The sequence below is a fragment of the Sorangium sp. So ce836 genome (assembly GCF_028553905.1).
GTDB classification, from domain to species: domain Bacteria; phylum Myxococcota_A; class Polyangia; order Polyangiales; family Polyangiaceae; genus Sorangium; species Sorangium cellulosum_D.
The window spans coordinates 11684422-11706554 of sequence record NZ_CP102233.1; the positions used below are offsets into that span (position 1 = coordinate 11684422).

The 22133-nt window shown below is 71.3% G+C and carries 16 protein-coding genes; 11 read left to right on the plus strand and 5 right to left on the minus strand.

The window, feature by feature from the left end:
• Positions 1–40: 40 nt before the first annotated feature.
• Together NQZ70_RS42590 and rimI are read left to right on the plus strand one after the other, a co-directional pair.
• Complete coding sequence (locus NQZ70_RS42590; protein ID WP_129579327.1) at positions 41–1234, plus strand: vWA domain-containing protein; 1194 nt, start codon at positions 41–43, stop codon at positions 1232–1234.
• Positions 1231–1755, plus strand: a complete 525-nt coding sequence (gene rimI, locus NQZ70_RS42595) for a ribosomal protein S18-alanine N-acetyltransferase (protein WP_129579328.1) — start codon at positions 1231–1233, stop codon at positions 1753–1755. The genes NQZ70_RS42590 and rimI overlap by 4 nt, the downstream gene beginning before the upstream one ends.
• Positions 1756–1765: 10 nt before the next feature.
• Here rimI and tssM read toward each other — a convergent pair whose 3' ends face one another.
• Together tssM and NQZ70_RS42605 are read right to left on the minus strand one after the other, a co-directional pair.
• Positions 1766–4723, minus strand: coding sequence for a type VI secretion system membrane subunit TssM (gene tssM, locus NQZ70_RS42600; protein WP_237244567.1), 2958 nt, complete (start codon positions 4721–4723; stop codon positions 1766–1768).
• 78 nt (positions 4724–4801) lie between these two features.
• Positions 4802–5485, minus strand: coding sequence for a hypothetical protein (locus NQZ70_RS42605; protein WP_237244568.1), 684 nt, complete (start codon positions 5483–5485; stop codon positions 4802–4804).
• Between the two features lie 370 nt (positions 5486–5855).
• On the opposite strand from NQZ70_RS42605, the gene NQZ70_RS42610 reads away from it, so the two are divergent.
• Entirely contained in the window at positions 5856–6593 is a 738-nt protein-coding gene (locus NQZ70_RS42610; RefSeq protein WP_020740319.1) for a metallophosphoesterase, read from the plus strand.
• Positions 6594–6784: 191 nt separating this feature from the next.
• On the opposite strand, the gene NQZ70_RS42615 is transcribed toward NQZ70_RS42610, so the two are convergent.
• Both NQZ70_RS42615 and rpoZ read right to left on the minus strand, forming a co-directional pair.
• Positions 6785–7654, minus strand: a complete 870-nt coding sequence (locus NQZ70_RS42615) for a bifunctional 2-polyprenyl-6-hydroxyphenol methylase/3-demethylubiquinol 3-O-methyltransferase UbiG (protein WP_129579329.1) — start codon at positions 7652–7654, stop codon at positions 6785–6787.
• Between the two features lie 105 nt (positions 7655–7759).
• On the minus strand, positions 7760–8002 hold the full coding sequence (gene rpoZ, locus NQZ70_RS42620; RefSeq protein WP_044966694.1) for a DNA-directed RNA polymerase subunit omega: 243 nt from the start codon (positions 8000–8002) through the stop codon (positions 7760–7762).
• A gap of 167 nt (positions 8003–8169) precedes the next feature.
• Between rpoZ and pyrH the strand changes: the two genes are divergently transcribed.
• From pyrH to NQZ70_RS42635, 3 genes are all read left to right on the plus strand, one after another.
• Entirely contained in the window at positions 8170–8931 is a 762-nt protein-coding gene (gene pyrH / locus NQZ70_RS42625; protein WP_237244569.1) for a UMP kinase, read from the plus strand.
• A gap of 136 nt (positions 8932–9067) precedes the next feature.
• The gene (locus tag NQZ70_RS42630) at positions 9068–10129 is read left to right on the plus strand and encodes a peptidylprolyl isomerase (RefSeq protein WP_237244570.1); all 1062 of its coding nucleotides are present in this window, start codon (positions 9068–9070) and stop codon (positions 10127–10129) included.
• A complete protein-coding gene (locus NQZ70_RS42635; RefSeq protein ID WP_129579331.1) occupies positions 10116–11351 on the plus strand; it encodes a KamA family radical SAM protein in 1236 nt (411 codons plus the stop codon). Before NQZ70_RS42630 ends, NQZ70_RS42635 begins: the two co-directional genes overlap by 14 nt.
• A gap of 9 nt (positions 11352–11360) precedes the next feature.
• Here the strand turns inward: NQZ70_RS42635 and NQZ70_RS42640 are convergent, their stop codons facing one another.
• Entirely contained in the window at positions 11361–14108 is a 2748-nt protein-coding gene (locus NQZ70_RS42640) for a bifunctional serine/threonine-protein kinase/formylglycine-generating enzyme family protein (RefSeq protein WP_129579332.1), read from the minus strand.
• A 694-nt stretch (positions 14109–14802) separates the two neighbouring features.
• On the opposite strand from NQZ70_RS42640, the gene NQZ70_RS42645 reads away from it, so the two are divergent.
• From NQZ70_RS42645 to NQZ70_RS42665, 5 genes are all read left to right on the plus strand, one after another.
• Positions 14803–16368, plus strand: a complete 1566-nt coding sequence (locus tag NQZ70_RS42645) for an acyl-CoA carboxylase subunit beta (protein WP_129579333.1) — start codon at positions 14803–14805, stop codon at positions 16366–16368.
• Positions 16369–16689: 321 nt separating this feature from the next.
• Positions 16690–17229, plus strand: a complete 540-nt coding sequence (locus NQZ70_RS42650) for a hypothetical protein (RefSeq protein WP_165374446.1) — start codon at positions 16690–16692, stop codon at positions 17227–17229.
• Between the two features lie 1060 nt (positions 17230–18289).
• Positions 18290–20986, plus strand: coding sequence for an Rne/Rng family ribonuclease (locus NQZ70_RS42655; RefSeq protein ID WP_129581912.1), 2697 nt, complete (start codon positions 18290–18292; stop codon positions 20984–20986).
• Positions 20987–20992: 6 nt separating this feature from the next.
• On the plus strand, positions 20993–21355 hold the full coding sequence (locus NQZ70_RS42660) for a PilZ domain-containing protein (RefSeq protein ID WP_020740330.1): 363 nt from the start codon (positions 20993–20995) through the stop codon (positions 21353–21355).
• Between the two features lie 17 nt (positions 21356–21372).
• Positions 21373–22116, plus strand: a complete 744-nt coding sequence (locus NQZ70_RS42665; protein ID WP_129579334.1) for a riboflavin synthase — start codon at positions 21373–21375, stop codon at positions 22114–22116.
• The last annotated feature ends 17 nt before the right edge of the window (positions 22117–22133 follow it).

A 22133-nucleotide genomic window follows, 5' to 3' on the forward strand; every position in this document is an offset into this window, starting at 1 on the left:
CGGCGCTGCCGGTGCGAACGGGCGTGGTACGCTGCTCTCCATGAAGACGGCCGTGAAGCAGCGCGCCGGCGTCCACGGCATGCTCTGCGGCCTCGCGGCCGTGTTCGCGCTCGGCGGCGCGGCGCTGTCCGCCTGCGAAGACGAAGGCCAGGAGCAGCGTCCACGCAACGGCGGCGGCCAGGGCGCGCAGGAGCCGGAGGACGAGTTCGACCCCGGACCCGGGGGCTCGAGCGGGCCGCCGCCCGTGGACGCGGGTGGGCTCTGCGGCAACCAGATCCACGAGGTGACGATCGCCGAGGCGCCGAACCTCTACTTCGTCCTCGACGCGTCGGGCAGCATGCTCAGCCCTGCCTCGTCGCGCGCGACCCGCTACGACAGGGTGCGCGAATCGGCGGTCGACCTCGTGCGCAACCTGGGCCCGCTGATCAACGTCGGCGCCGCCGTGTTCCCGCTGGACGCCACCGCCGATGCGCCGTGCAAGCCCGGCGGCGAGGTGTTCCCCGTCACGCCGGGGGATCCCTTCGCCGCCTCGCAGGAAGGCGCCACGACGTCGAGGTTCCGCTCGGCGACGCGCGTCGATCCGCTCGGCGGGACGCCTACCGCGGCGACGCTCGCGGCGCTCACGCCGAGCCTCGTGGAGCTCCCGGGCAAGACGATCGTCGTGCTCGCGACCGACGGCGGCCCGAACTGCAACAGCGCCGCGACGTGCGGCGCCGAGGAGTGCATCGCCAACATCGAGCAACAATGCCCGCAGGAGAACTGCTGCACGCCGTCAGGCCTCTCGGGGCCAGGAGGGTGCCTCGACCGCGACGATACGGTCGCCGCGATCGAGCGGCTCGCGGCGAGCGGGATCGAGGTCTACGTCGTCGGCATCCCGGGGAGCGAGTTCTACGGAGACGTCCTCGACCAGATGGCGCTCGCGGGCGGCACGGCGCAGTTCGTGAGCCCCTTCTATTTCAAGGTGGACGACCTCGACACGCTCGGCAACGTCCTCTCGAAGATCGCCAGCATCGTCGTCTCCTGCGAGTTCGACCTCGTCGACCCGCCGCCCGAGGACGGGCAGACCAACGTCTACCTGGACGAAGAGCTGGTCCCGTACGACCCGGAGGACGGCTGGCGCTGGAAGTCCCCCGCGGTCGTCGAGCTCCTCGGGGACGCGTGCCAGAAGCTCAAGAGCGGGCGGGTCGGGCAGGTGCAGATCGTCTCCGGCTGCCCCACGGAGGTGGCGAGGTGAGGCGCGACGCGGCGAAGAGCGCGCCCTCGCTGAGCCAGCTGACGGCCGAGTCCGCCGACGACGCCTCGCTCGACGAGATCGACGCGGTCGCGTCCGCGGCCTTCGACGTGCCGCAGTTCTCCGCGCGAGAGGAGCTGCGCCGCCCTTGGACGCGGTGCTGGGTCGCGCGCGAGGAGCGGCGCGCGCTCGCCTTCCTGATCGCGTGGCACGTGGCCGACGAGCTGCACGTGCTCAACGTCGCCACCTGCCCGACCGCGCGGCGGCGCGGGCTCGCGACGGCGCTGATGCGCCGCTCGCTCGAGTACGCGCAGGAGCAGCGCGTGCGGCTGGTCCTGCTCGAGGTGCGCCGGTCCAATCGGGCGGCGATCCGGCTCTACCGGAAGCTCGGCTTCACGGCGATGGGCGTGCGCCCCCGGTACTACAGCGACAACGGCGAGGACGCGGTCGAGATGGTCCTCACGTTCGACCCCGCGACCGGCGCGGTGGAGCCAGGCCGCGACGAGATCCGCATCGAGGTCTGAGCGGCGCCGCTCAGCGCGGCGCGGCCGAAGGCGCCGTGGGAAAGCGGGAGGTAGCCGAGAGCGGCGGCAGCCGCGCGGCCACCACCTGAAGCGGGGTCAGCAAGAGCGGCCGGAGCAGCGTCTTGGCCCGCTCGTCGAAGGGCTGGAGGAGGGCGTCCGCCTGCCGTATCGCCTCGACCAGCCGCTCGGCCATGAGGCGCGCGTCGACGTTGGGGTTCACATCCTCGAGCCGCTGGATCTCGTCGCGGAGGGAGCTGAGCAGCGAGATGTACCGCGCCAGCGGCGTGTCCGTGATGGGCGCGGAGCCGCTCGGCGCAGTGGGAACGCCGAACTCGACGGTCCGCTTGAACTCGTCCGGGACCGGGCTCGGGCGGTTCCGGATGAGCTTTACGTCGATGGGGACCTTGAACCTCGTCTTCTGCTCGATCTTCCTCTCGACGCGCTGCTTCCCTAGCTTGAGCAAGCCCGAGTCCTCGATCGCGCTGCGATCCCGCTTCCACTGCGTGTTGTCCTCGAGCGCGCGGAGGATGCGGAGGTACGGGTAGTCCGGCTTGGCGAGCTCCATGTAGAGCTCCTTCGCCTCCTTGAGGTTGGCCGGCATCCGCACGGTCAGGTCCGCCATCCAGTCGGTCCACTGCGCGATGTACCGGGCGTCGTAGTCGGCCGCGAGGCCGTCCAGATCCTTGTCGATCGCGGCGCTCTCTCCGGGCGCGAGCGGCACGACCCACTCCTCTGCCCTCAAGAGATCGGCGCCTTGGCTGATCTTGTCGAGCACCTCGAAGTGCCCCCTCTCGGTGTACGGACCGTCGACCTCTTTCCAGCGCTTCTCCTTGGCGAATTGCTTGCTGCTGATGACCTTCAGCACGTCGGCGCGGTCGGCGAACATGTCGGCCAGCGTGAGCGGCGGGTACTTGCGGTTCGCGCGGCTGTTGTCGCCCGTCTCGTCGTACTTCTCCTCGATGATCGAGTTGACGAAGAAGTCGTAGTAGCGCTTCCGCACCGGCACGGCCTGCAGCGTCGCGCGCACGCTGGCGACCAGCTCCGCCTTGGGCGCGACAGGCGTGACCCTCTTCTGCTTGATGAGCGACAGGTAGTACCTGACGTGCGGCTCGAGCTGCTTCTTCAGGTCGCTCTCGTTGAGGTTCGACGTCGGCCGGAGCACCTCGGCCCAGAGCGAGGTGAGCCTGTCCTTGGCCCAGTTGACGTCGAGGTGCTCGACGTCGCTCAGCATCAGGTACAGCTTGAGGTCGTTCCGCTCGCGCAGGTAGTGGTCTCCCTTCGCGAGCTTGAGGCGGTCCTCGAGCCGCTGCTTGCACGGGATCACGAAGCCGTTCTGGAGGCTCGCGACGTAGACGTGCAAGAGCGGGGGGTAGACCGTCTCGCCCTGGAACATCGTCCAGCCCATCCCGTCCGGCGGCCCCTCCTCGCGCGCCCTGTCGATCTCTTGCAGCCGATCCAGCGCGGGCCTGAGGGCGGCGAGCTTGTCCGAGAGCGGCCGCGTGTCCTCCCACCGGAGCGCGCTCACGGCGCGCGCGTCGGCCTCGACCGCGCGCAGGAACTCGCGGTTGTTGCCGAACGACACCACGCTCGGGATCGCGAGGATGACCCCGAGGGTCGCGGCCGCCGCGCTGATCGCGCCGCGCACGATGCGCTGGCGCCGGATCTCGCTCGCGCTCCTCGCGGCGATGTCGCCGTCCGGGAAGACGACGTTCATGAACACGTCGTGGAGGAAGTAGCTCTTCGACTCCACGTTCTGCTGAGCCGCCGCCTCGTGCGTGCGGATGCCCATGGCCTGGCCCATGCGCTGGAGCACACGGTCGAGCGGCCTGCCCTCTTGCGTGCCGCTCGTGAAGTAGAAGCCGCGGAAGATGGGCGTGCCCTGGAACGCGTTGACCATGAAGACGGTCGAGACCAGATCGGAGAGGTTCCGGCGGATGCCCGAGAACTCGAGCGGGAACTGGTAGACGCGCTCGCGCACCTCCCGGCTGCGCTCCATGACGAGCCGCTTCAGCGCGCGGCCGTGGATCTGCTTCGCCAGGGCGTCGAACTCGGCGTCGAAGAGCCTCCCCGGGTCGACCTTGTCCGCGCTCAGCTTGAACGTCGCCCCCCACGCCTGGGCGCGGTCGCTCTTGCGCATGTCGCCGAAGAACTCCGAGAAGCCCGCGATGAGATCGCACTTGGTGAACAGGAGGTAGACGGGCAGCACCATGTGGAGCTGCGTCATGACCTCGTCGATGCGCGCCCGGAGCTTCTTCCCCATCTGCTCGATGTGCTGCTCGCTCGCGTCGATGACGTCCGTCACGCTCACGGCGACGAGGATGCCGTTGAGCGGACGGCGGGCGCGGTGCTTGAGGAGCATCTGCAGGAACGCGATCCACTCGTCGTGGTCGTCCTGCTCGGTCGTGTAGCGCCCCGCAGTGTCGAGGAGGATCGCCTCGTTGGTGAACCACCAGTCGCAGTTCCGCGTCCCGCCGACGCCGCGTACGCCGCCGCCGTTGCTCGGGTGCGCGTAGGGGAAGACCAGGCCGGAGTGCTTCAGCGCCGTCGTCTTCCCCGCCCCCGGCGGGCCGATGATGACGTACCAGGGCAGCGAGTAGAGCGCGGCGCTGCCGTGCTTCTTGCCCTTGCCGAGCTTCGAGGTCTTCAGCGCGCTGATGCCGCCCTGGACCTGCCGCTGGAGCTCCTGGATCTCGGCGCGCCGCTCGGGCCGCGCGTTGAGCGCCTGCTGCGCCCCCTGCTGGACGATCGCCCGCTCCAGGGCAGACGCGGCGCGGCCCGCCTTGACGCGGCGGAACACGAAGAGCGCGACCGCGGAGAGCGCGATGACGACGCTCGTCGCGATCGGGACCGCGGTGGACAGCCCGAAGGTGAAGTACGCCGCCCACGAGATGAGGAGCAACAGCCCGAAGAAGACCCACAACACGACGGCGACGATATCACCGGTCGCCGCCTCCTGAGCACGTCCCACGCGCCGCGCGGCGATCGGCGGCGCGCCTCGTGACGCCGCCGCGCGCGGGAGCGCCGCTCGCGCGCGGCGACACCGGGATCAGCCGTCGCCGCGCTCGTAGTCGCCCGGCTCGAGCGCGGCGTCCGTCTCCTCGCCGGCCGCGAGCCGGCGCGAGCGGATCGCGTCCATGGCGATGTCGATCACCTCGAGCCGCGTCGACGGGGCGTAGTACTCGTCCTCGGAGACCTGCGGCAGCTCCGCGAGCCTGGCGGCGACCGCCTCGCGGTCCTCCTCCTCCAGCTCGAGCGCCGCCGGATCGCCGCTCAGCGAGTCCTCGGCCAGGTCGCGCGCGGCCTCGCCGGCGCGGCCGCGCGTGAGCGCCTCCCGGATGAAGAGCACCGGGCTGAACGCGAGGTAGACGGACTCGAACTCCAGCTGCCAGTAGGTCGGGTCCTCGCCGTCCATGCGCCACCACGACGCGTGCCGGCGCCGGATGACCTCGCCGAAGTACACGCCCGCCATGTGAGCGACCACCGGCAACGCCTCGACCCTCTCCGACGTCGCCCCACGCGCCTGCTCCAGGTAGTGGTCGAGCACGGGCAGGGTCTCCGGCCGATAGTCAAGCCGTACACCCAGAGCGCGCTCCACGAACCGCACGCACCCCTCGGCGAGATCCTCCACGGCCGGCGGCGGCGGCGCGACAGCTGCAGCGGACGGAGCGGGCTCGGCCGGCCGCTCCGGAGAAATCGGAGAGGACCCTGCACCGTTCTGTTTGGTATCCATGGGCTCCACGCTATCCTTCTCCGGTGCGGGTGGCCGCTCGTCAACGTGGTCGTGCTGGGAGCGACTCAGCAAGCGCCTCCGCAGGCTCGGTGGTCGCAACGATCCAGACAGCTCCTGTGACTTCTTCAGGATTGTCGGGGTCGTCAGGCCGGGGTCGTCGGGTCGGATCGTTCGGATCGTTGGGATGGAACGCCGCCGGCCCCCACTCCAGCTCGAAGGGGGTGCCGGCGCAGCGGAAGCATGGGCCGCCGAAGCTGCTCCGGAAAGCCGGTCGCCCTGAGCCCCGCCCTGACCAGCCCGGCCGTGGATTCGGGTTTGAATTCCTAACGGAAGTCGAGGCCATCGTGCTAAGCTCCGCCCTCGCGTCGAAATGAGACTCGGGATCTTCAGCGATACGCACGCCAACTACGAGGCGCTCAGCGCTGTGCTCGAGTCCTACCGCCACGAACGCATCGACGTCTATTACTGCCTCGGGGACACGGTCGGTTACGGCGGCTCGCCGAATGAGTGCGCCGACCTCGTCCGGAAGGTGGCCAAGAAGACGATCCTCGGCAACCACGATGCGGCCGTCGCAGGTCGGATGGACTACTCGTACTACTACGAGGCTGCCCGGCAGGCGCTCGACACGCACGCGGCGATGCTCTCCTCCGAGAACGCCGCGTGGCTCCGGAGCCTGACGTACCAGGAGAAGTTGACGGACATCAACGTCGACCTCTGCCACGGGTCGCCCGTCCGGCTCGAGGAGTTCGAGTACATCTTCGCCCCCGAGCAGGCGCGCGAGTGCCTCCCCATGTGGAACGAGCTCGGTCACATCACGTTGATCGGCCACTCCCACCTCTGCAAGGTGTTCGCGCTCACGCCGAACAGCGTCGAGGAGCTCCCGGCGGTGGACTTCCAGCTCGAGCAGGGGCGCAAGTACATCGTGAGCGTCGGGTCGGTCGGACAGCCGCGGGACTACGACAACCGCGCGAGCTACACGATCTACGACAGCGAGACGAAGCGCTTCGAGTTCAAGCGCGTCGAGTACGACATCGAGACGGCGGCGGAGAAGGTGCTGCGCGCCAAGCTCGAGCGCAACTTCGCCCACCGGCTCTACATCGGGGTCTGAGAGCGACGCGCGATCCGCGCGCGACGCGCGCGGCCCTCGATCTGGTAGACGCGCGCGGCTGCCACGTCCGGCGTGCGCTCGTGCGACGGCGACCCGGCGCCGCCGCGAGGCGGGATCGCGCATGGCTCTGGCGCTGACCTGCGGTCCTGGTCTTCCCTTGGACGCCCGTCCGCGTCGCGGCCGCTCGGCGCTCAAGCGCGGCCGGGGCGAACAGAGCGCCGGGGCCGGCAGTGATAGAGCAGCATGCTCGTCTGGTTGTCGGGCGGCGCTGCGGAGAAGTCGCTGCGGAGCGCCGTGATCTCGAAGCCGTTGTAGTGGAGCAAGGCCTCGAGCTCCTGCGGGTAGAACTGACGATGGGCGAGCGGCGTCATCCAGCGCTCGCCGCCGTCGACGGGCGAAAACTCCATGGACACGAACAGGAGCTGCCGGACCTTGTCGTAGTCGAACCGCTCCGTGTACCGGACGACCGTGCCAGGGCCGTCCTTGTCGGGATACCGGAAGCGCGGCGTGGCGTAGGCGCGATCCGGATCGCGCGCGAGCTCAGCCGGCTCGGGCATGGACACATCGAAGACGAGCTCGCCCCGCGGCGTCAGGTGCTCGCGCGCCCGCGCGAGGAAGCGCTCGACGTCCGGGCGCGTGTACAGGTGCAGGAACGCGTTGAAGGGGCAGATCACGAGCGGAAAGCGGCGCCCGAGCCGCAGCGCCCGCATGTCCCCTCGCCGGACGCTCACGCGAGACGAGACGCCGCGCGGCTCCCGCCCGAGCTGCGCGCGCAGATCGCCGAGCATCGGCGCCGACAGATCCACGCCCGTGATCCGGACCCCCGCCCTCGCGACGGGCAGCGTGATCCGCCCGTTGCCGCAGCCGTACTCGAGCACCGGCCCACCGGACGCCACGGCGAGATCGACGTAGTAGCGGACGTCGTCCTGCCGGCGCGCGTACGTCTTCGCGTAGTACGCCGGGTCCTCGTAGTGGGCCGACGTCCCGGCATCGAGCTCCGGATCGCGACGCTGGCCGGAGCGCGAAGGCCGCTTCGACCTGGGCGTGGCCGCACCTTTCATAGGAAGCAACGGATCGAGCGCAGCGCTGGCACTCGGGCGGGAGCGCCCCGAGAAGCCGGGCCGACGGAGGCGTGCGTCATGAGAGCACGCTCGCCCGATGCGCCCTCAGCGCTGGCCGCCAGCGTTCATCTGCTGGAGCCACTCGGACACGACCTCGTGGGAGCTCCGGTGGAAGTGCACCTTGCCCGCCGCGATCTCCCGAAGGCTGGTCACGGCAGGCTTGTTCTTCGTCTTCACGAGGGCGTCCGAGCCCTTCATGAGCTGCCGCGTCCGGTTGGCCGCAAGCACGACGAGAGCGAAACGGTTTTCCTCGCGCTCGAGGCAGTCTTCCACAGTCACACGCGCCATAGGGGGGCCGAGAGTAGCGCCCTGCTCCGGCCAGCGCAAGGTACATGCCGCTCGGCGGCTCCGCGGCTCTGCGGCGCCGCGGCGCGCTGCCGCATCGCTCCGCTCGCCCGTCGGCGGCGCACGTTGCTCGTTGCCCTCGACGCAGGTCCCGGCTACGAGGTGCCCCCGTGGCCGCTGAGCAGGATTCCCTCCTTCCCCCTCCCCCCCGTCCGGCCCCAGGGCTGAAATACCGTCGCATCGTCCTCAAGCTGAGCGGCGAGGCGCTCTGCGGCCAAGAAGGCGGGTTCGGCATACGCCCCGAGACGCTCCACCACGTGGCCGGCGAGATCGCCGAGCTCCAGCGGATGGGGGTGCAGATCGGGATCGTCGTGGGCGGAGGCAACATCTTCCGCGGGCTGAAGGGCGCGAGCGCGGGCATGGACCGCTCCCAGAGCGACTACATGGGCATGCTCGCCACCGTCATCAACGCGCTCGCCCTGCAGGACGCGCTCGAGAAGACGGGCGTGCCGACGCGCGTCATGACCGCGATCGAGATCCGGCAGGTCGCCGAGCCGTACATCCGCCGCAGGGCGATGCGTCACCTGGAGAAGGGCAGCATCGTCATCTTCGCCGCGGGCACGGGCAACCCGTTCTTCTCGACCGACACGGCGGCGGCGCTGCGGGCGATGGAGATCCAGGCGCAGGCGCTGTTCAAGGCGACCAAGGTCGAGGGCATCTACGACCGCGATCCCGTGCGCCACGAGGGCGCGCAGATGTTCGCGCACCTGAGCTACGACCGCTTCCTCGCCGACAGGATCGGGGTCATGGACTCGACCGCGGTCACCCTCTGCCGCGAGAACAAGATGCCCATCCGCGTCTTCAAGCTCATGACCCGCGGCAACATCCTCCGCGTGTGCAGGGGCGAGGAGATCGGCACGATCGTCGACTGAGCGCGCGCTCGATCGGCCCGCAGCGCCCCGCCGCGGGCGACGAACCGAGGCGCCCGCCGGCGCGAGCCAGGCCGGCGCGCCCTCGAGCCGCGAGGAAACCGTGCTAGACCCCGAGCCAGCAATGATCCGAGCTCCGGTGCGCCGACCCCTGCTCGCCATCTCGCTCGCCGCGCTCGTCGCGAGCTGCGATGAGCCCGCCCTCCAGGTCCCGGCGGACGCGGGGGAGCCGGTCCTCGGGCTCAGCGCCGAGCAGTCGGCGCGCGCGCTCGCGAAGGTCGGCGACCGGGTGATCACCCTCGGCGACTTCGGCAGGACGCTGGAGCGAATGGACCAGTTCGATCGGCTCCGCTACCAGACGAAGGAGCGGCGCCGCGAGCTGCTCAGCGAGATCATCGACGCGGAGCTGCTCGCGCTGGAAGCGAAGCGCCGCGGCCTCGACAAGGAGGCCGCGGTCGAGGACGCGATCCGGCAGATCCTCCGCGAGGCGATGATCGCCCAGGCGCGCAAGGGCCTGCCCGCGCCGGCCGACATCCCGGCGTCCGAGGTGCGCGCGTACTACGAGGCGAACGCCGACAAGTTCAGCGAGCCCGAGCGAAGGCGCGTCTCCGCCATCGTGGTCGGCGACAGGGCGCTCGGGGAGAAGGTCCTCAAGGAGGCGCAGAAGGCCGGGAGCAGCAGCGCGTGGGGAGAGCTCTTCCTCAAGCACTCGCTCAGCGCGCCGAAGGACAAGAGCAAGGCGCCGCCGCTCGATCTCGCGGGCGAGCTCGGCATCGTCAGCCCGCCCGGCGATCCGCGCGGCGCCCACCCGCAGGTCCCGGAGCCGGTCCGCGCGGCCGTCTTCCGGATCGCCAGCGTGGGGGCCGTCAGCGACGAGCTCGTCGAGGCCGACGGCCGGTTCTACGTCGTCCGCCTGAGCGGGCTCACGGGCGGGCACCGGCGCGCGCTCGCGGAGGCCGAGCGCTCGATCCGCGTCGCGCTCCTCCAGCAGAAGATGCAGGAGCAGGAGCGCGCCCTCGAGGACGAGCTGCGGAAGAAGTTCCCCGTCGAGATCAACGACGCGGCGCTCTCCTCGGTGAAGCTGCCGCAGCAGCTCACGCAGCCCGGGAGCGCGCCGCAGCCCGATCCCGCGAAGCCCAGCGCGCCGCAGCCGGAGCAGGCCGGCGGCGCCGCGCCCCCGTCGAGCGATGCGGGCAAGTAGCGCGCTCGTCGCCCCGGCGCAGCTCACCCGGCGGCCCAGCGACGACGGCGCTGGCGCCCGCGCCGTCGCGCCGCCGGAGCGCCCCGCGGCGCCCGCCGCGGGCGATCAGCAGGGCGCGCGACCGGCCCGCGCGAGGGCGCGCCATAGCGACTGGACATGGCAGCTGCGCCACGCGCTCTCGAGCGCCGACGAGCTGCACGGGGCGCTGTCGCTCACGCCGGACGAGCTCGCGGGCGCGCGGCGCGCCGAGAAGGCCGGGCTGCCCATCCGCGTCACCCCGTATTACCTGAGCCTCTGCGACAAGAGCGACCCCGCGTGCCCGATCCGCCGTCAGTGCGTGCCGCTCGCCGACGAGGCCGCCGAGGTGCCCGGAGATCTGGTCGATCCTCTCGGCGAGGTCGCGCACGAGGTCGCGCCCCACCTCGTGCAGCGGTACCCGGATCGCGCGCTGCTGCTCGCGACCGATCGCTGCGCGGTGTACTGCCGGTTCTGCACCCGCTCGCGCATGGTCGGCGACGGCGGCGGCGCGGTGGCGCTCGAGCGCCTCGCGCCGGCCATGGCCTACCTCGACGCGCACCCGGAGGTGCGCGACGTCATCGTGAGCGGCGGCGATCCGCTGGCCGTCTCGACGGACCGCATCGTGCGGCTGATCGCCCGGCTGCGGCAGATCCCGAGCGTCGAGACGATCCGCATCGCCACGCGCGTGCCGGTCACGCTGCCGCAGCGCATCACCGCGGAGCTCGTGCGCGCGCTCAGGCCGCACCATCCGCTCTGGGTGATGACGCACTTCAACCACCCGAAGGAGCTCACGCCCGCCGCCGAGCGCGCCTGCAAGCGGCTGGTGGACAACGGCTTCCCCGTGATGAACCAGACCGTGCTGCTGCGCGGCATCAACGACGACGCGACGACGCTGGCCGCGCTCTTCCGGGGGCTCGTGCGCTGGCGCGTGCGCCCGTACTACCTGCTCCAGATGGACCCCGTGCGCGGCACGGCGCACCTGCGCACGCCGCTCGCGGCCGGCATCTCCCTCATGGAGCAGCTCCAGGGACGGCTCACCGGCATCGCGCTGCCGAAGCTGATCGTCGACACCCCGGGCGGGATGGGCAAGGTGCCCGTCGGCCCCGACTACGTCGTCGATCGCCGGCCCGGGCGCACCGTGCTCCGCACCCACCGCGGCGTCGAGGTCGAGTACGTCGACCCCCCGCCGCAGCCCGACGGCTGAGCCGCCCGCTCAGCGGCCCGGGCCGCGCGAGAGCGGCTTCGCGATCCGGAACGACAGGTTCAGGGCCCGCGTGACCCCGAAGAAGCGGGTGCGCGACGCGCTCCTGCACTGCTGCGAGTCCGCGGCCCAGCTCCCCGAGCGGGCGATGCGCCACGGCGGCGCGTCGCTGCCGGCGTCGGCGGTCGACTCGATCTCGCGCGACGTCTCCGCCCACGATTTCTCGCCGTTCACGTCGGCGACCCACTCGCGCACGCCGCCCGCCATGTCACGCACGCCGTAGGGCGAGGTGTCGATGGGGAACGTCCCGACCGGCTCCGGCTGCGCGAGGAAAGGCCGCGACGAGCGCATCAGGCAGAACGTGGGATCGAAATGATCCCCCCACGGGTAGAACCGGCCGTCGGTCCCGCGCGCCGCCTTCTCCCACTCGAGCTCGGTGGGGAGCCGGACCTCGATCCCGTCGCGCTCGCTCCGGAAGCGGCAGTAGGCCACGGCGTCGAACCAGTCGATGAGGATGACGGGCAGGTTCCAGAGGTGCCCCTCCTCGGCCGGGAACCGCTTCTGCGCGTCGCCCTCGACCACGGTGGGCAGCGGCTCCCACCCGCCGCCGCTGGCCGGCCGCGCGACGTAGCCCTCGGAGCCGCGCGTCCCGTGCGGCGCGCGCTTGAGCGCGAGATCGAGATCGCGCGTCTCGAGCTCGTTCAAGAACTCGCAGTACTCGCGGAAGGTGACGGGGAACTTCGCGATCGCGACGTCGGGGACGTGGAGCTCGGCGCGGCGGAGCGGATCGTAGGCCTGCGCGTCGCCGCCGGCGATGAACGTCCCGCCGGGGATGTAGACGAACCCCTCGCCGATCTCCGCGTCGGTGTAGAGGTTCACCTCGACGCGGTGGTGGGTGCCCCGCTTGAGCAGCAGCGGGTAGCGCACGTCCCGGTAGCCGGCGCGCTTCAGGACGAAGAGGTAGCTGCCCGGCTTGAGGTGCACCTCGCGGAGCGGGGTGCGGCCGAGGGCGCGCTCGTCGCTCGCCACGAGGATGCGGTCCTTCTCGACGTACCGGTACGCGAGGACGCTGGCGCCCGGCGGCGACGAGTCGACCGAGAGGACCGCGTCGGCGGTGAGCAGCGCGGCGTAGCGGCCCACGTCGAACTCCGCGACGAGCGCCTCGTGGTAGATGCGCGCCGCGTGCTGGTGCTCCTGGTCCGCCCGCACCGCGCGCGACCAGTAGAGGTCCGCGAGCCCGGCGCGCGCCTCGACCAGGTCCGGATCGTACGCCAGCGCCTTCGTGTAGAGATCGATCGCCTCGGCCGCGGCGCGCGCCTGCTCGCGCTCGACCCCGGCCGCCCTGTCCTCGAGCTGCCAGCCGGCCCGCTTGCGCTCGATCGGCTCGTACTCCTTCACGTCCTTGAGCAGCCGCCGCGCCTCCTCGACGAGCCGCTCGCGCTCGCCGTCGAGCCGCCGGTCGCGCTCGAGCGGGGCCTTGGCGAGCTCGCAGAGCTTGATCGCCTCCTCGCGGCGGCGCATCCGCTCCTTGGCGCCCTCGAGGAACGCCTCGGCCTCCGCCGCGACGCGGTCGGCGGTCGGCGGCCGCTGATCGGGATCCTTCGCGAGCATCGCCAGGCAGAGGTCCTCGAGCAGGAGCGGGCAGCTCGGCGAGATCGAGCGCGGCGGCTTGGGGTCGCGCGTCTGCGTGGCGAGGATCACAGCGAGCACGGTCGGCGCGTCGAACGGGTGCTCGCCGGTGAGGATCTCGTAGAGCACCACGCCGAGCGCGAAGATGTCCGCGCGGTGATCGATCCGCTTCTGATCCCCGCGGATCTGCTCCGGCGCGATGTACCCGGGCGTGCCCGAGAGCGCGCTCGCGACCGCCTCGTGCCGCTTCCGGCCGAAGTCCTGCCCGCCCGGGTCGATGCTGATCGGCTCGCTCACCTCCGCCCTCGAGAGCAGCTTCGCGTTGCCCCAGTCGCCGAGGTACACCTCGCCGTAGTCGCCGAGCAGCACGTTCTCCGGCTTGATGTCGCGGTGCGCGACGCCTCGCCGGTGCGCGTAGGCGAGCGCCCGCGAGATCTGCACGAACGCGCCGATGAGCCGGACGAGCGGCCACTGCTTGCGGAGCTCGGGGTTCGTCAGCACGTTTTGCAGGCTCTGCCGCTTGACGACCCGCATCGAGTAGTAGGGCTGGCCGTTCGGCAGCGTGCCCAGGTCGTAGACCGGGATGATGTTCGGGTGCTCGAGCTGGGCCGTGATGCGCGCCTCGGTCAGGAAGCGGTTGCCCACCGCGGAGTCCGCCTCGGCCCCGGGCTTCAGCGTCTTCAGCGCCACCACGCGCCCGATCTCCCGGTCGCGCGCCTTCACCACCTTCCCGGCGCCCCCGGCCCCGAGCGCCTCGCCGACCTCGTAGCGGCTGCCGCCGGCGTTCACGGCGCGCGTGGCGGAGGTCGCGAGCGTCGGGAAATCGGCCACCACCTCCTCTCCGGGCAGATCGATCTCCCGCTGCGTGTCGAAGCGCAGCGCGTCCGGATCCTCGAACTGCGGCGCGAGGGCGCGCGCGGCCGACGGGCTGCGCCCCTCCTGCGCGAGCAGCTCCGGCAGCGTTGCCAGCTGCTCCGGCGTGAGGATCCCCTCGAAGAGCTCCTGGGGCGTCGACGCGCCGCCGAGGGTCCATCGGCAGGCCATGTCCCAAAGGGCGTTGGGCTCGATGAGCCCTCGCGCCACGGCGGCGACGGCCAGGGCACGAGCCTCGCGAGTCTGAGCGAGCTTCACTCGAGCGACCTCTCGTCCGAAACGATCTCACCGCGCGACGCGAGGCGGAAGGCCACGCTGGGACCGCTGAGCGCAAGGCGGCGCGCGCCGCGAGGGCGCAGCGCTCCCGCGGCGGATGCAGGGCTGCCGGTGCCGCCGCTCGGTGCGCGTCCCACGAGGCGGCGCACGTCAGCCGCCGTGGCAGGCGACCGCTCTGCTGCCACGCCGGCCCGAGCTGCCCCGTTGGAAGTCGCGACGCGGCAGGGCCGGAGCGGCGAAGGCCGCCCGCGCGCCCCGGTCCTCACAGACTCTATGTGTCGGAAATTCCTGCATTTACCAGCGATAAATGGGCGCTGCCCAGGTTACGTGGTGTCCCCTCGCCTGTGCAAGAGAGTAGGGCGGATGGCGTCCGGGCCCGGTCATTTTTCGTCGCATGTCCCGCGCGTCTCCGCGGTTCGCGCCTCGTGCCCCGCCCCTCGCCGCCCCTCGCGTGCTTGCCGCCGGCTCGCGCCTCCCGCACGTCGGGCACATTTCCGACGACCTCGCCCATTGTCGTCGTTGTCGTACCAGCGGGTGGGCCCGTCCCCCGCGGCGCCGTCCGCCGCCGCGGTCGCGCCGCTCCGCCGCTCCGCACTCATGCCCGCCCGCCGCCGCGCTGGCCCGCTGTCGCGCGACGGTGTTTCGATCCCCGGGGGGAGCCGTGGTAGGGCGCGGCATGGCTGATTCGGCGGCCCTGGGGCGTCCGGCGCTCGCTCGTCTCGACGAGATGAACCGCCGCGCGCTCGAGGGGGGCGGGAGCGATCGCGTCGCCAAGCAGCACGAGGCCGGCAAGCTCTCCGCGCGGGAACGCATCGACCTGCTCCTCGATCCGGGATCGTTCGTCGAGATCGACCGGTTCGTGGTCCACCGGTGCGCCGACTTCGGCATGGACGAGCGGAAGGTCCTCGGCGACGGCGTCGTGACCGGCTGGGGCCTGGTCGACGGGCGCAAGGTCGTGGTGTTCGCGCAGGACTTCACGGTCTTCGACGGCTCGCTCTCCGGCGCGTACGCCTCGAAGATCTGCAAGGTGATGGACCTCGCGATGAAGGTGGGCGCCCCCGTCATCGCGCTGAACGACTCGGGCGGCGCGCGGGTTCAGGAGGGGCTCGAGTCGCTCGCCGGGTACGCCGACATCTTCCTCCGCAACACGCTCGCGAGCGGGGTCGTCCCCCAGATCAGCGCGATCCTCGGGCCGTGCGCCGGCGGCGCCGTCTACTCGCCCGCCATCACCGACCTCATCCTGATGACCGAGCGGACGAGCACCATGTTCGTCAACGGCCCCGAGATCATCAAGGCGGTGACCAACGAGGACGTCACCGCGGAAGACCTCGGCGGCGCCGCCGCCCACGCCGCCAGGAGCGGCCTATGCCACCTCACCGCTCCCGACGACCGGGCGGCGCTCGCGCAGGTCCGCGAGCTGCTCTCGTTCCTGCCCTCGAACAACACCGAGGCTCCGCCGCGCCGCGCCGCGATCGATCCCGTCGACCGGGAGGTGCCGGAGCTCGACACGATGATCCCGATCGAGCCGCCCGGGCCGTACGACGTCAGGCGGCTCGTGCGCGCCGTGATCGACGACGGCCGCTTCCTCGAGATCCACGCGCGCTATGCGCAGAACATCGTGGTCGGGCTCGCCCGGATCGGGGGCGCGCCCGTCGGGGTGGTCGCGAACCAGCCCCAGGTGCTCGCCGGCTGCCTGGACATCAAGGCCAGCATCAAGGCGGCGCGCTTCGTCCGGTTCTGCGACTGCTTCAATGTCCCGCTCGTCACGCTCGTGGACGTCCCCGGCTTCCTCCCGGGGCTCGACCAGGAATATGGGGGGATCATCGCGCATGGAGCGAAGCTGCTCTATGCGTTCGCCGAGGCCACGGTGCCCAAGATCACGGTGATCGCGCGCAAGGCCTACGGCGGCGCCTACGACGTGATGGCGTCCAAGCACATCCGGGCCGATTACAACCTCGCCTTCCCGACGGCCGAGATCGCGCTCATGGGCCCCGAGGGCGCGGTGAACATCGTCTACGGCAGGGAGATCCAGCAGGCGGCGGACCCGGCCGCCGCCCGCGCACGCTTCGTCGAGGACTACAAGACGAACGTCGCGAGCCCGTACAAGGCGGCCGAGCTCGGCTTCATAGACGAGGTGATCTACCCTCGGATGCTCCGCATTCGGCTGGCGCGGGCCCTCGACCTCCTGCGCGACAAGCGGGACAAGAACCCAGCGAAGAAACACGGAAACATCCCGCTTTAGTAGAATTTTGGGGCGACGGGGAGCCCCACGAGAGCCCGGCTCAGCGAGAGATCGGCCTGCAAAACCGCTTAGAACGCCTTGGAAGGAGGGAGCCGGATCGAGCGACGCCGTTGCGCGGCCGATCCCAAGCGTGTAAAAACAACTTGCGTGGCTGTTTTTCTTTGCTCTCCACGCGCGATGCTTCTCTCTGACCAACGATCTGCACAAGCGCACCCGGGGGCCGGTTGCAGGAGGACGGGTGGTTTGGCGGGCATACCGAGCGTTGGGGGGTCGCCGAGTATACGAATGAGGGGTCGGCTGGGTTCTGTGGAGGTATTGAGCATGAAATCTTGGGTATTCGCTGCGTTTTTGATTTCCGGTTGCGCCCTCGTGGCGTGCGGTGACGACAACACCGACCCGCCGAACACCGGCACCACCACCAGCAGCAGCAACGGGAGCGGCGGCTCCGGCACCAGCGGCGGCAACGGCGGCAACGGCGGCGAGGCCGGCGGCGGCGGTTCGGGCGGCGATGGAGGCGCGGGCGCCGCGAGCTCTTCCTCGACAGGGATCCCGACGTGTGATGACACGACGGACGAGTGCGGCCGCAGCGACAATTCGGGCTGCTACAAGTGCGCCACGGATGGGCCGTGCAAAGAGGCCCTCGACAGCTGCGTGAGCGACAGAGAACAAGGCGGTTGTTTGAAGCTCGCGCAGTGTGTCGATAAGTGCAGCGACGAGGCAGAGCCGGAGACGTGCATCGAGGGGTGCCGGACGGATCACGCGAACGGCGTGGAGGCCTTCGACGCCCTGATCCAATGCACGATCTGCCAGGAGTGCGCCGATAGCTGCGGAGCATCCGAAGAGCCGCTGTGCGCGATGTGAGGCGCTGACCAGCAGCAGGTCATCTCCGAAGGGGGCGTCCGATGGCCGCCCCCTTCGGCCTTTTGTACGGCCGCCGGCACGGCGGGCGTCGCCCGGGCTCTGCAGCCTGCGTGGAATCTGCTGTGGCTGCATTCGCGAGACAGGCGCGCTCGGCGCGGGGCTCGCCTGGGCCGGACGGGACCATGCGGCGCGGGGGGCGGGGCGCGAGGCAGCACGGCAGGCGACGGCGGCAGGATGCCGGGGGGGACGAGAGGACGGGGGCGGTCGGAGGCCGCGCAAGAGCCGGCCGCTCGCGGCTGGGAATACCCGTCCGGGGTTGGGGCGGGGGCGCCCGTCCGGGGTTGGGGCGGGGGCGCCCGTCCGGGGTTGGGGCGGGGGCGCCCGTCCGGGGTTGGGGCGGCCCGTCCCAGGTTGGGGCCCCGCCGTCCGGGGTTGGGGCGCCCGTCCCAGATTGGGGCCTCGCCGTCCCAGGTCGGGGCGCCGCCATCCGGGGTTGGGGCGCCCGTCCCAGGTTGGGGCCCCGCCGTCCCAGTTGCGGGGCGCCCGTCCGGGGTTGGGGCCCCGCCGTCCCGGGTTGGGGCGCCCGTCCCAGGTTGGGGCCCCGTCCCAGGTTGGGGCCCCGTCCCAGGTTGGGGCCCCGTCCCAGGTTGGGGCCCCGTCCCAGGTTGGGGCCCCGTCCCAGGTTGGGGCCCCGTCCCAGGTTGGGGCCCCGCCGTCCCGGGTTGGGGCCCCGTCCCAGGTTGGGGCCCCGTCCCAGGTTGGGGCCCCCGTTCCACCGCCGCCGGCGCCTCAGCCGGCGCCGCTACGCGGTCCGGCGCCCCCCGGCCAGGGCTGGTCCGGCCCCAGGCGCCGCCGCGCCCCGGGGCCGGCAGCAGCCGCCGCCGCGCCTCGGGGCGTCGCCGCGGATACGCGAGGTAGCTCACGTGCTGGCGGCCGGACCACCTCGGCGACCTGCGACCCCCCGACGCCCTCAATCGCGCAGCGCGCGCCGGGTTGCGCCTTCATGGCTCGGGCAACCCGTGGTAACGCTTGGCGGCGCCGCCGATGTGCGGCATCCGACATGGGAAAGAACCTTCTCGTCATCAATGTGGACATCCGCGAGACACGCGTCGCGCTGATCGAAAATGGGATCATCGCTGAGCTGCATCTCGAGCGGGAGAGCTCCAAGGGGACGCTCGGAAACATCTACCTCGGCAAGGTCAGCCGCGTATTGCCCGGGATGCAGGCCGCGTTCATCGACGTGGGGCTCGAGCGAGCCGCCTTCCTGCACGTCGAGGACCTCATCCGGCCCGACGACTTCGAGGCATACCTGGCTGGGCACCGCCGTCCTGCCGAAGAGGAGCGCGCCTCCTCCCGAGGCCGCGCCGCGCGCGCCAGCGAGGCGCCCGGGCCTGAAGAAAGCGAGGTTCACGAGCTATCCGGCGCAGAGGAGGCCGCGCCCGAGGGCCCCGACGCGGCAGCCGAACACCACGAGCCCCACGAAGGGGCGGATTTCGGGGCCGATGAAGGGTTCGAGGCCGAGAGCCCGCTCGAGGCGGACAGCCCGCTCGACGAAACGAGCGACGTGCCGATCGAGCTGCCCACGGCGCTCGACGTGCTCGGAAGCCCCTCCGGCCAGGCGTTCGCCGGCGTGGGCTCGATGGTGACCCTCGACGAGGCCGACGACGAGCCGGTGCCGGGGCTCGACGGCGGACACGAGCACGACGGCGCGGACGACGACGACGAGGAGCTGGTCGCGGCAGGCAGCGGCAGCGACGTCGACGAGGCCGGTCCGGAGGAGTCAGGACCCGACGACGCTGGGCCGGAGGAAGCCGAGGCCGAGGACGACGACGAGCTCGACACGCCCGCCTACGACGTCGAGCCGGCCTCGCCGCCGCCGGAGGACGCCGCCGACGTGTGGAGCGCGGCCGAGGAGCGCCAAGAGGCGACGAGCGACGCCGCGGATCGCGGGGAGACGGAAGCCGCCGCAGAGACCGCGTCCGCGGAGCCCGCTGCGCGCGCCTCCGGCGAGTGGCCGTCCGGGCAGGAGGCGGGCGCGTCGCCAGCCGCCGAGGGCGCCGTCGCGAAAGCAGCGCCCGAAGCGCCGGGCGACGAGGTGCCGCCGGCAGCGCGGGCGCGCAACGGGCGCGCACGCGGGCGGCGCGAGGCGCGCGTGCGCCGCTCGGGACGAACGCGCGACCGGCGCGCCAACCTCGAGGGGAGCAGCGCCGCGCCCGAGGGGGCCGTCGCCACGGAAGCGCGCGAGGCGCCCCGCGAGGGACGCGAAACCCGCGAGGGACGCGAAACCCGCGAGGGCCGCGAAACCCGCGAGGGACGCGAACCCCGCGAGGGACGCGAACCCCGCGAGGGCCGTGAACCCCGCGACCGGGGCGGACGTGGACAGCAGGGCGGACGCGACGGACGCGATCGCGAGCAGCGCGGGCGCGGCGAGCAGCGGACGCGAGAGCGCGGGCGCGAGCAGGCGCGGGACGGCAAGGGCAAGAGCGCCGCGCGCGGCCAGCAGAGCGCGCGCAGCTGGCAGAACGAGCCGCCGCGCATCTCGAAATCGACCCCCATCCGCGAGGTCGTCCGCGAAGGGCAGGAGGTCATCGTCCAGGTCTCGAAGGAGCCCATCGGGACGAAGGGCGCCAGGGTCACGAGCCACATCTCCCTCCCCGGCCGCTACGTCGTGTACCTGCCGACGGTCGATCACATCGGGATCTCCAAGCGCATCGGCTCGGAGAAAGAACGCTCCCGGCTGCGCGACGCCATCGAGGCGATGAAGCCGCCGCAGGGTGGGCTCATCGTGCGCACGCTCGCCGAGGGCCTCACGAAGAAGCAGCTCAAGGCCGACGTCGGCTACCTCGTGCGCCTCTGGGGCGAGGTGGCGAAGAAGCGCGAGAGCGGCGTGAGGGCGCCGGCGGTGCTCTACACCGAGCTCGACCTCGTGCTGAAGACCGCCCGCGACCTCTTCACCGACGACATCGAGAAGATCGTGATCGACGACCGCGAGGAGTACATCCGGCTGCGGCGCTTCGTCGAGATGTTCATGCCCGAGCGCGCCGACGCGGTGGAGCTCTACGAGGGGGCCGAGCCGATCTTCGACGCGTACGGCATCGAGGACGAGATCCAGCGCGCGCTGTCGCGGAAGGTCCCGCTCCCGTCGGGCGGGCACCTGATCATCGATCAGGCCGAGGCGCTCACCGCGATCGACGTGAACACCGGGCGGTTCGTCGGCAAGGGGTCGAAGGACCTCGAGGAGACGATCCTGACCACGAACATGGAGGCGGTCGAGGAGATCGCCTATCAGCTCAGGTTCCGCAACATCGGCGGGCTGATCATCCTCGACCTCATCGACATGGAGCGCGCCCAGAACCGCGAGAAGGTGCGCCGCCGCCTCGAGGAGCTGCTCGCCAAGGACAAGGCGAAGACCACGCTGAACCGGATCTCCGATCTCGGCCTCATCGAGATGACCCGGAAGCGGACGCGCGAGAGCCTCGGGCGCACCATCCTCGAGCCGTGCTTCTACTGCGACGGGACGGGCCAGCTGCAATCGAAGCAGACCGTCGCGTACGAGATCCTGCGGCAGATCCGGCGCGAGCGGATGAACCTGCCCGGCTACTCGGTCGTGGTGAACGCGCATCCGGCCGTGATCGACCTCCTGAAGAACGACGAGCGCATCGCCGTGCAGGAGGCGGAGCGGCTGTTCCAGCGCCGGATCGATCTCGTGCCCCGAAAGGAGTACCACCTCGAGCAGTTCGATCTGCAAGGCAGGTAAGGCGCCATGGCGGACGATCAGGGTTCTCCGGAGAGCATCGACGCGAAGACGGGACGCAGGGAAGAGCGCGTCACCATCAACAAGGAGTTCGAGTCCTATGACGCGTTCATCAACGAGTACGTGACGAACATCTCGCGCACCGGCGTGTTCGTGCGGTCGAAGACGCCGCTCGCCGTCGGGACGAAGGTGAACCTGCGGTTCACCGTGATCATGGACGACATCGAGACGATCGAGGGCGTCGGCGAGGTCGTGCGCGTGCACGACGATCCGCAGGGGATGGGGGTCGTCTTCACCGAGCTGTCGAGCTACTCGCAGGGGCTCATCGACAAGCTCCTGACGAGCCAGGGGCACCGCGCCTCGAAGGAATAGGCAGAGGGGCTGCGGCGATGTTCACCGGGCTTATCGAGACGATCGGGGTCCTCCGCCGCCGGAGCGGCGGCGCCGTGGCCCGCGCCCTCATCGAGGCGAGCCTCGGGCCGCTGACGCTCGGCGAGTCGGTGAGCGTGAACGGCGCCTGCCTCACCGTCGATCGCATCGCGCCCGGCGGGTTCGAGTGCGACATGTCCTCCGAGACCCTCGCCCGCACCACGCTCGGCGCGCTCTCGGTCGGCGCGCGCGTCCACCTCGAGCGGGCGACGCCGCTCGGCGCCCGCATGGGCGGGCACGTGGTGCTGGGCCACGTCGACGGGCTCGGCCGCGTCGTCGAGCAATCGCGCGCCGGCGACGCGCTCCGCATGCGGGTGAGCGCGCCGACCGATCTCGCGCCATTCCTCGCTCCCAAGGGCTCGATCGCCGTCGACGGCGCGAGCCTCACGCTCAACGCCGTGTCCGCGCCGGGCTCCGCGGAGACGTGGTTCGATGTGATGCTGGTGCCGCACACCATCGGCCGGACTCTCCTCGGCGAGCTCCGCTCGGGCGCGGCCGTCAACCTTGAAGTTGACGTGCTCGCGCGCTACGTGGCGCGGACGCTCCAGGTCGCGTCGATCGCCGGCTTGCAGAGCCTCTCGAGCAGGGACGCGCGCGACGGCGATGCCTCTGCCGAGCGCGACGAAGAGCGTGGAAATACGGGAGAGAATGCGGATCACGACGAACGACTCCTCGCAAAGCTGCGCGCGGGGGGATTCTGGTGAGGCCCTGTCAGCCTCGA

What these genes read in the sequence shown, in the direction of transcription:
- NQZ70_RS42590 (WP_129579327.1), top strand. Translation starts at nt 41, where the DNA reads ATGAAGACGGCCGTGAAGCAGCGCGCCGGCGTCCACGGCATGCTCTGC.
- NQZ70_RS42605 (WP_237244568.1), bottom strand. Translation starts at nt 5,485, where the DNA reads ATGGATACCAAACAGAACGGTGCAGGGTCCTCTCCGATTTCTCCGGAG.
- NQZ70_RS42610 (WP_020740319.1), top strand. Translation starts at nt 5,856, where the DNA reads ATGAGACTCGGGATCTTCAGCGATACGCACGCCAACTACGAGGCGCTC.
- NQZ70_RS42615 (WP_129579329.1), bottom strand. Translation starts at nt 7,654, where the DNA reads ATGAAAGGTGCGGCCACGCCCAGGTCGAAGCGGCCTTCGCGCTCCGGC.
- rpoZ (WP_044966694.1), bottom strand. Translation starts at nt 8,002, where the DNA reads ATGGCGCGTGTGACTGTGGAAGACTGCCTCGAGCGCGAGGAAAACCGT.
- NQZ70_RS42635 (WP_129579331.1), top strand. Translation starts at nt 10,116, where the DNA reads ATGCGGGCAAGTAGCGCGCTCGTCGCCCCGGCGCAGCTCACCCGGCGG.
- NQZ70_RS42645 (WP_129579333.1), top strand. Translation starts at nt 14,803, where the DNA reads ATGGCTGATTCGGCGGCCCTGGGGCGTCCGGCGCTCGCTCGTCTCGAC.
- NQZ70_RS42650 (WP_165374446.1), top strand. Translation starts at nt 16,690, where the DNA reads ATGAAATCTTGGGTATTCGCTGCGTTTTTGATTTCCGGTTGCGCCCTC.
- NQZ70_RS42655 (WP_129581912.1), top strand. Translation starts at nt 18,290, where the DNA reads ATGGGAAAGAACCTTCTCGTCATCAATGTGGACATCCGCGAGACACGC.
- NQZ70_RS42660 (WP_020740330.1), top strand. Translation starts at nt 20,993, where the DNA reads ATGGCGGACGATCAGGGTTCTCCGGAGAGCATCGACGCGAAGACGGGA.
- NQZ70_RS42665 (WP_129579334.1), top strand. Translation starts at nt 21,373, where the DNA reads ATGTTCACCGGGCTTATCGAGACGATCGGGGTCCTCCGCCGCCGGAGC.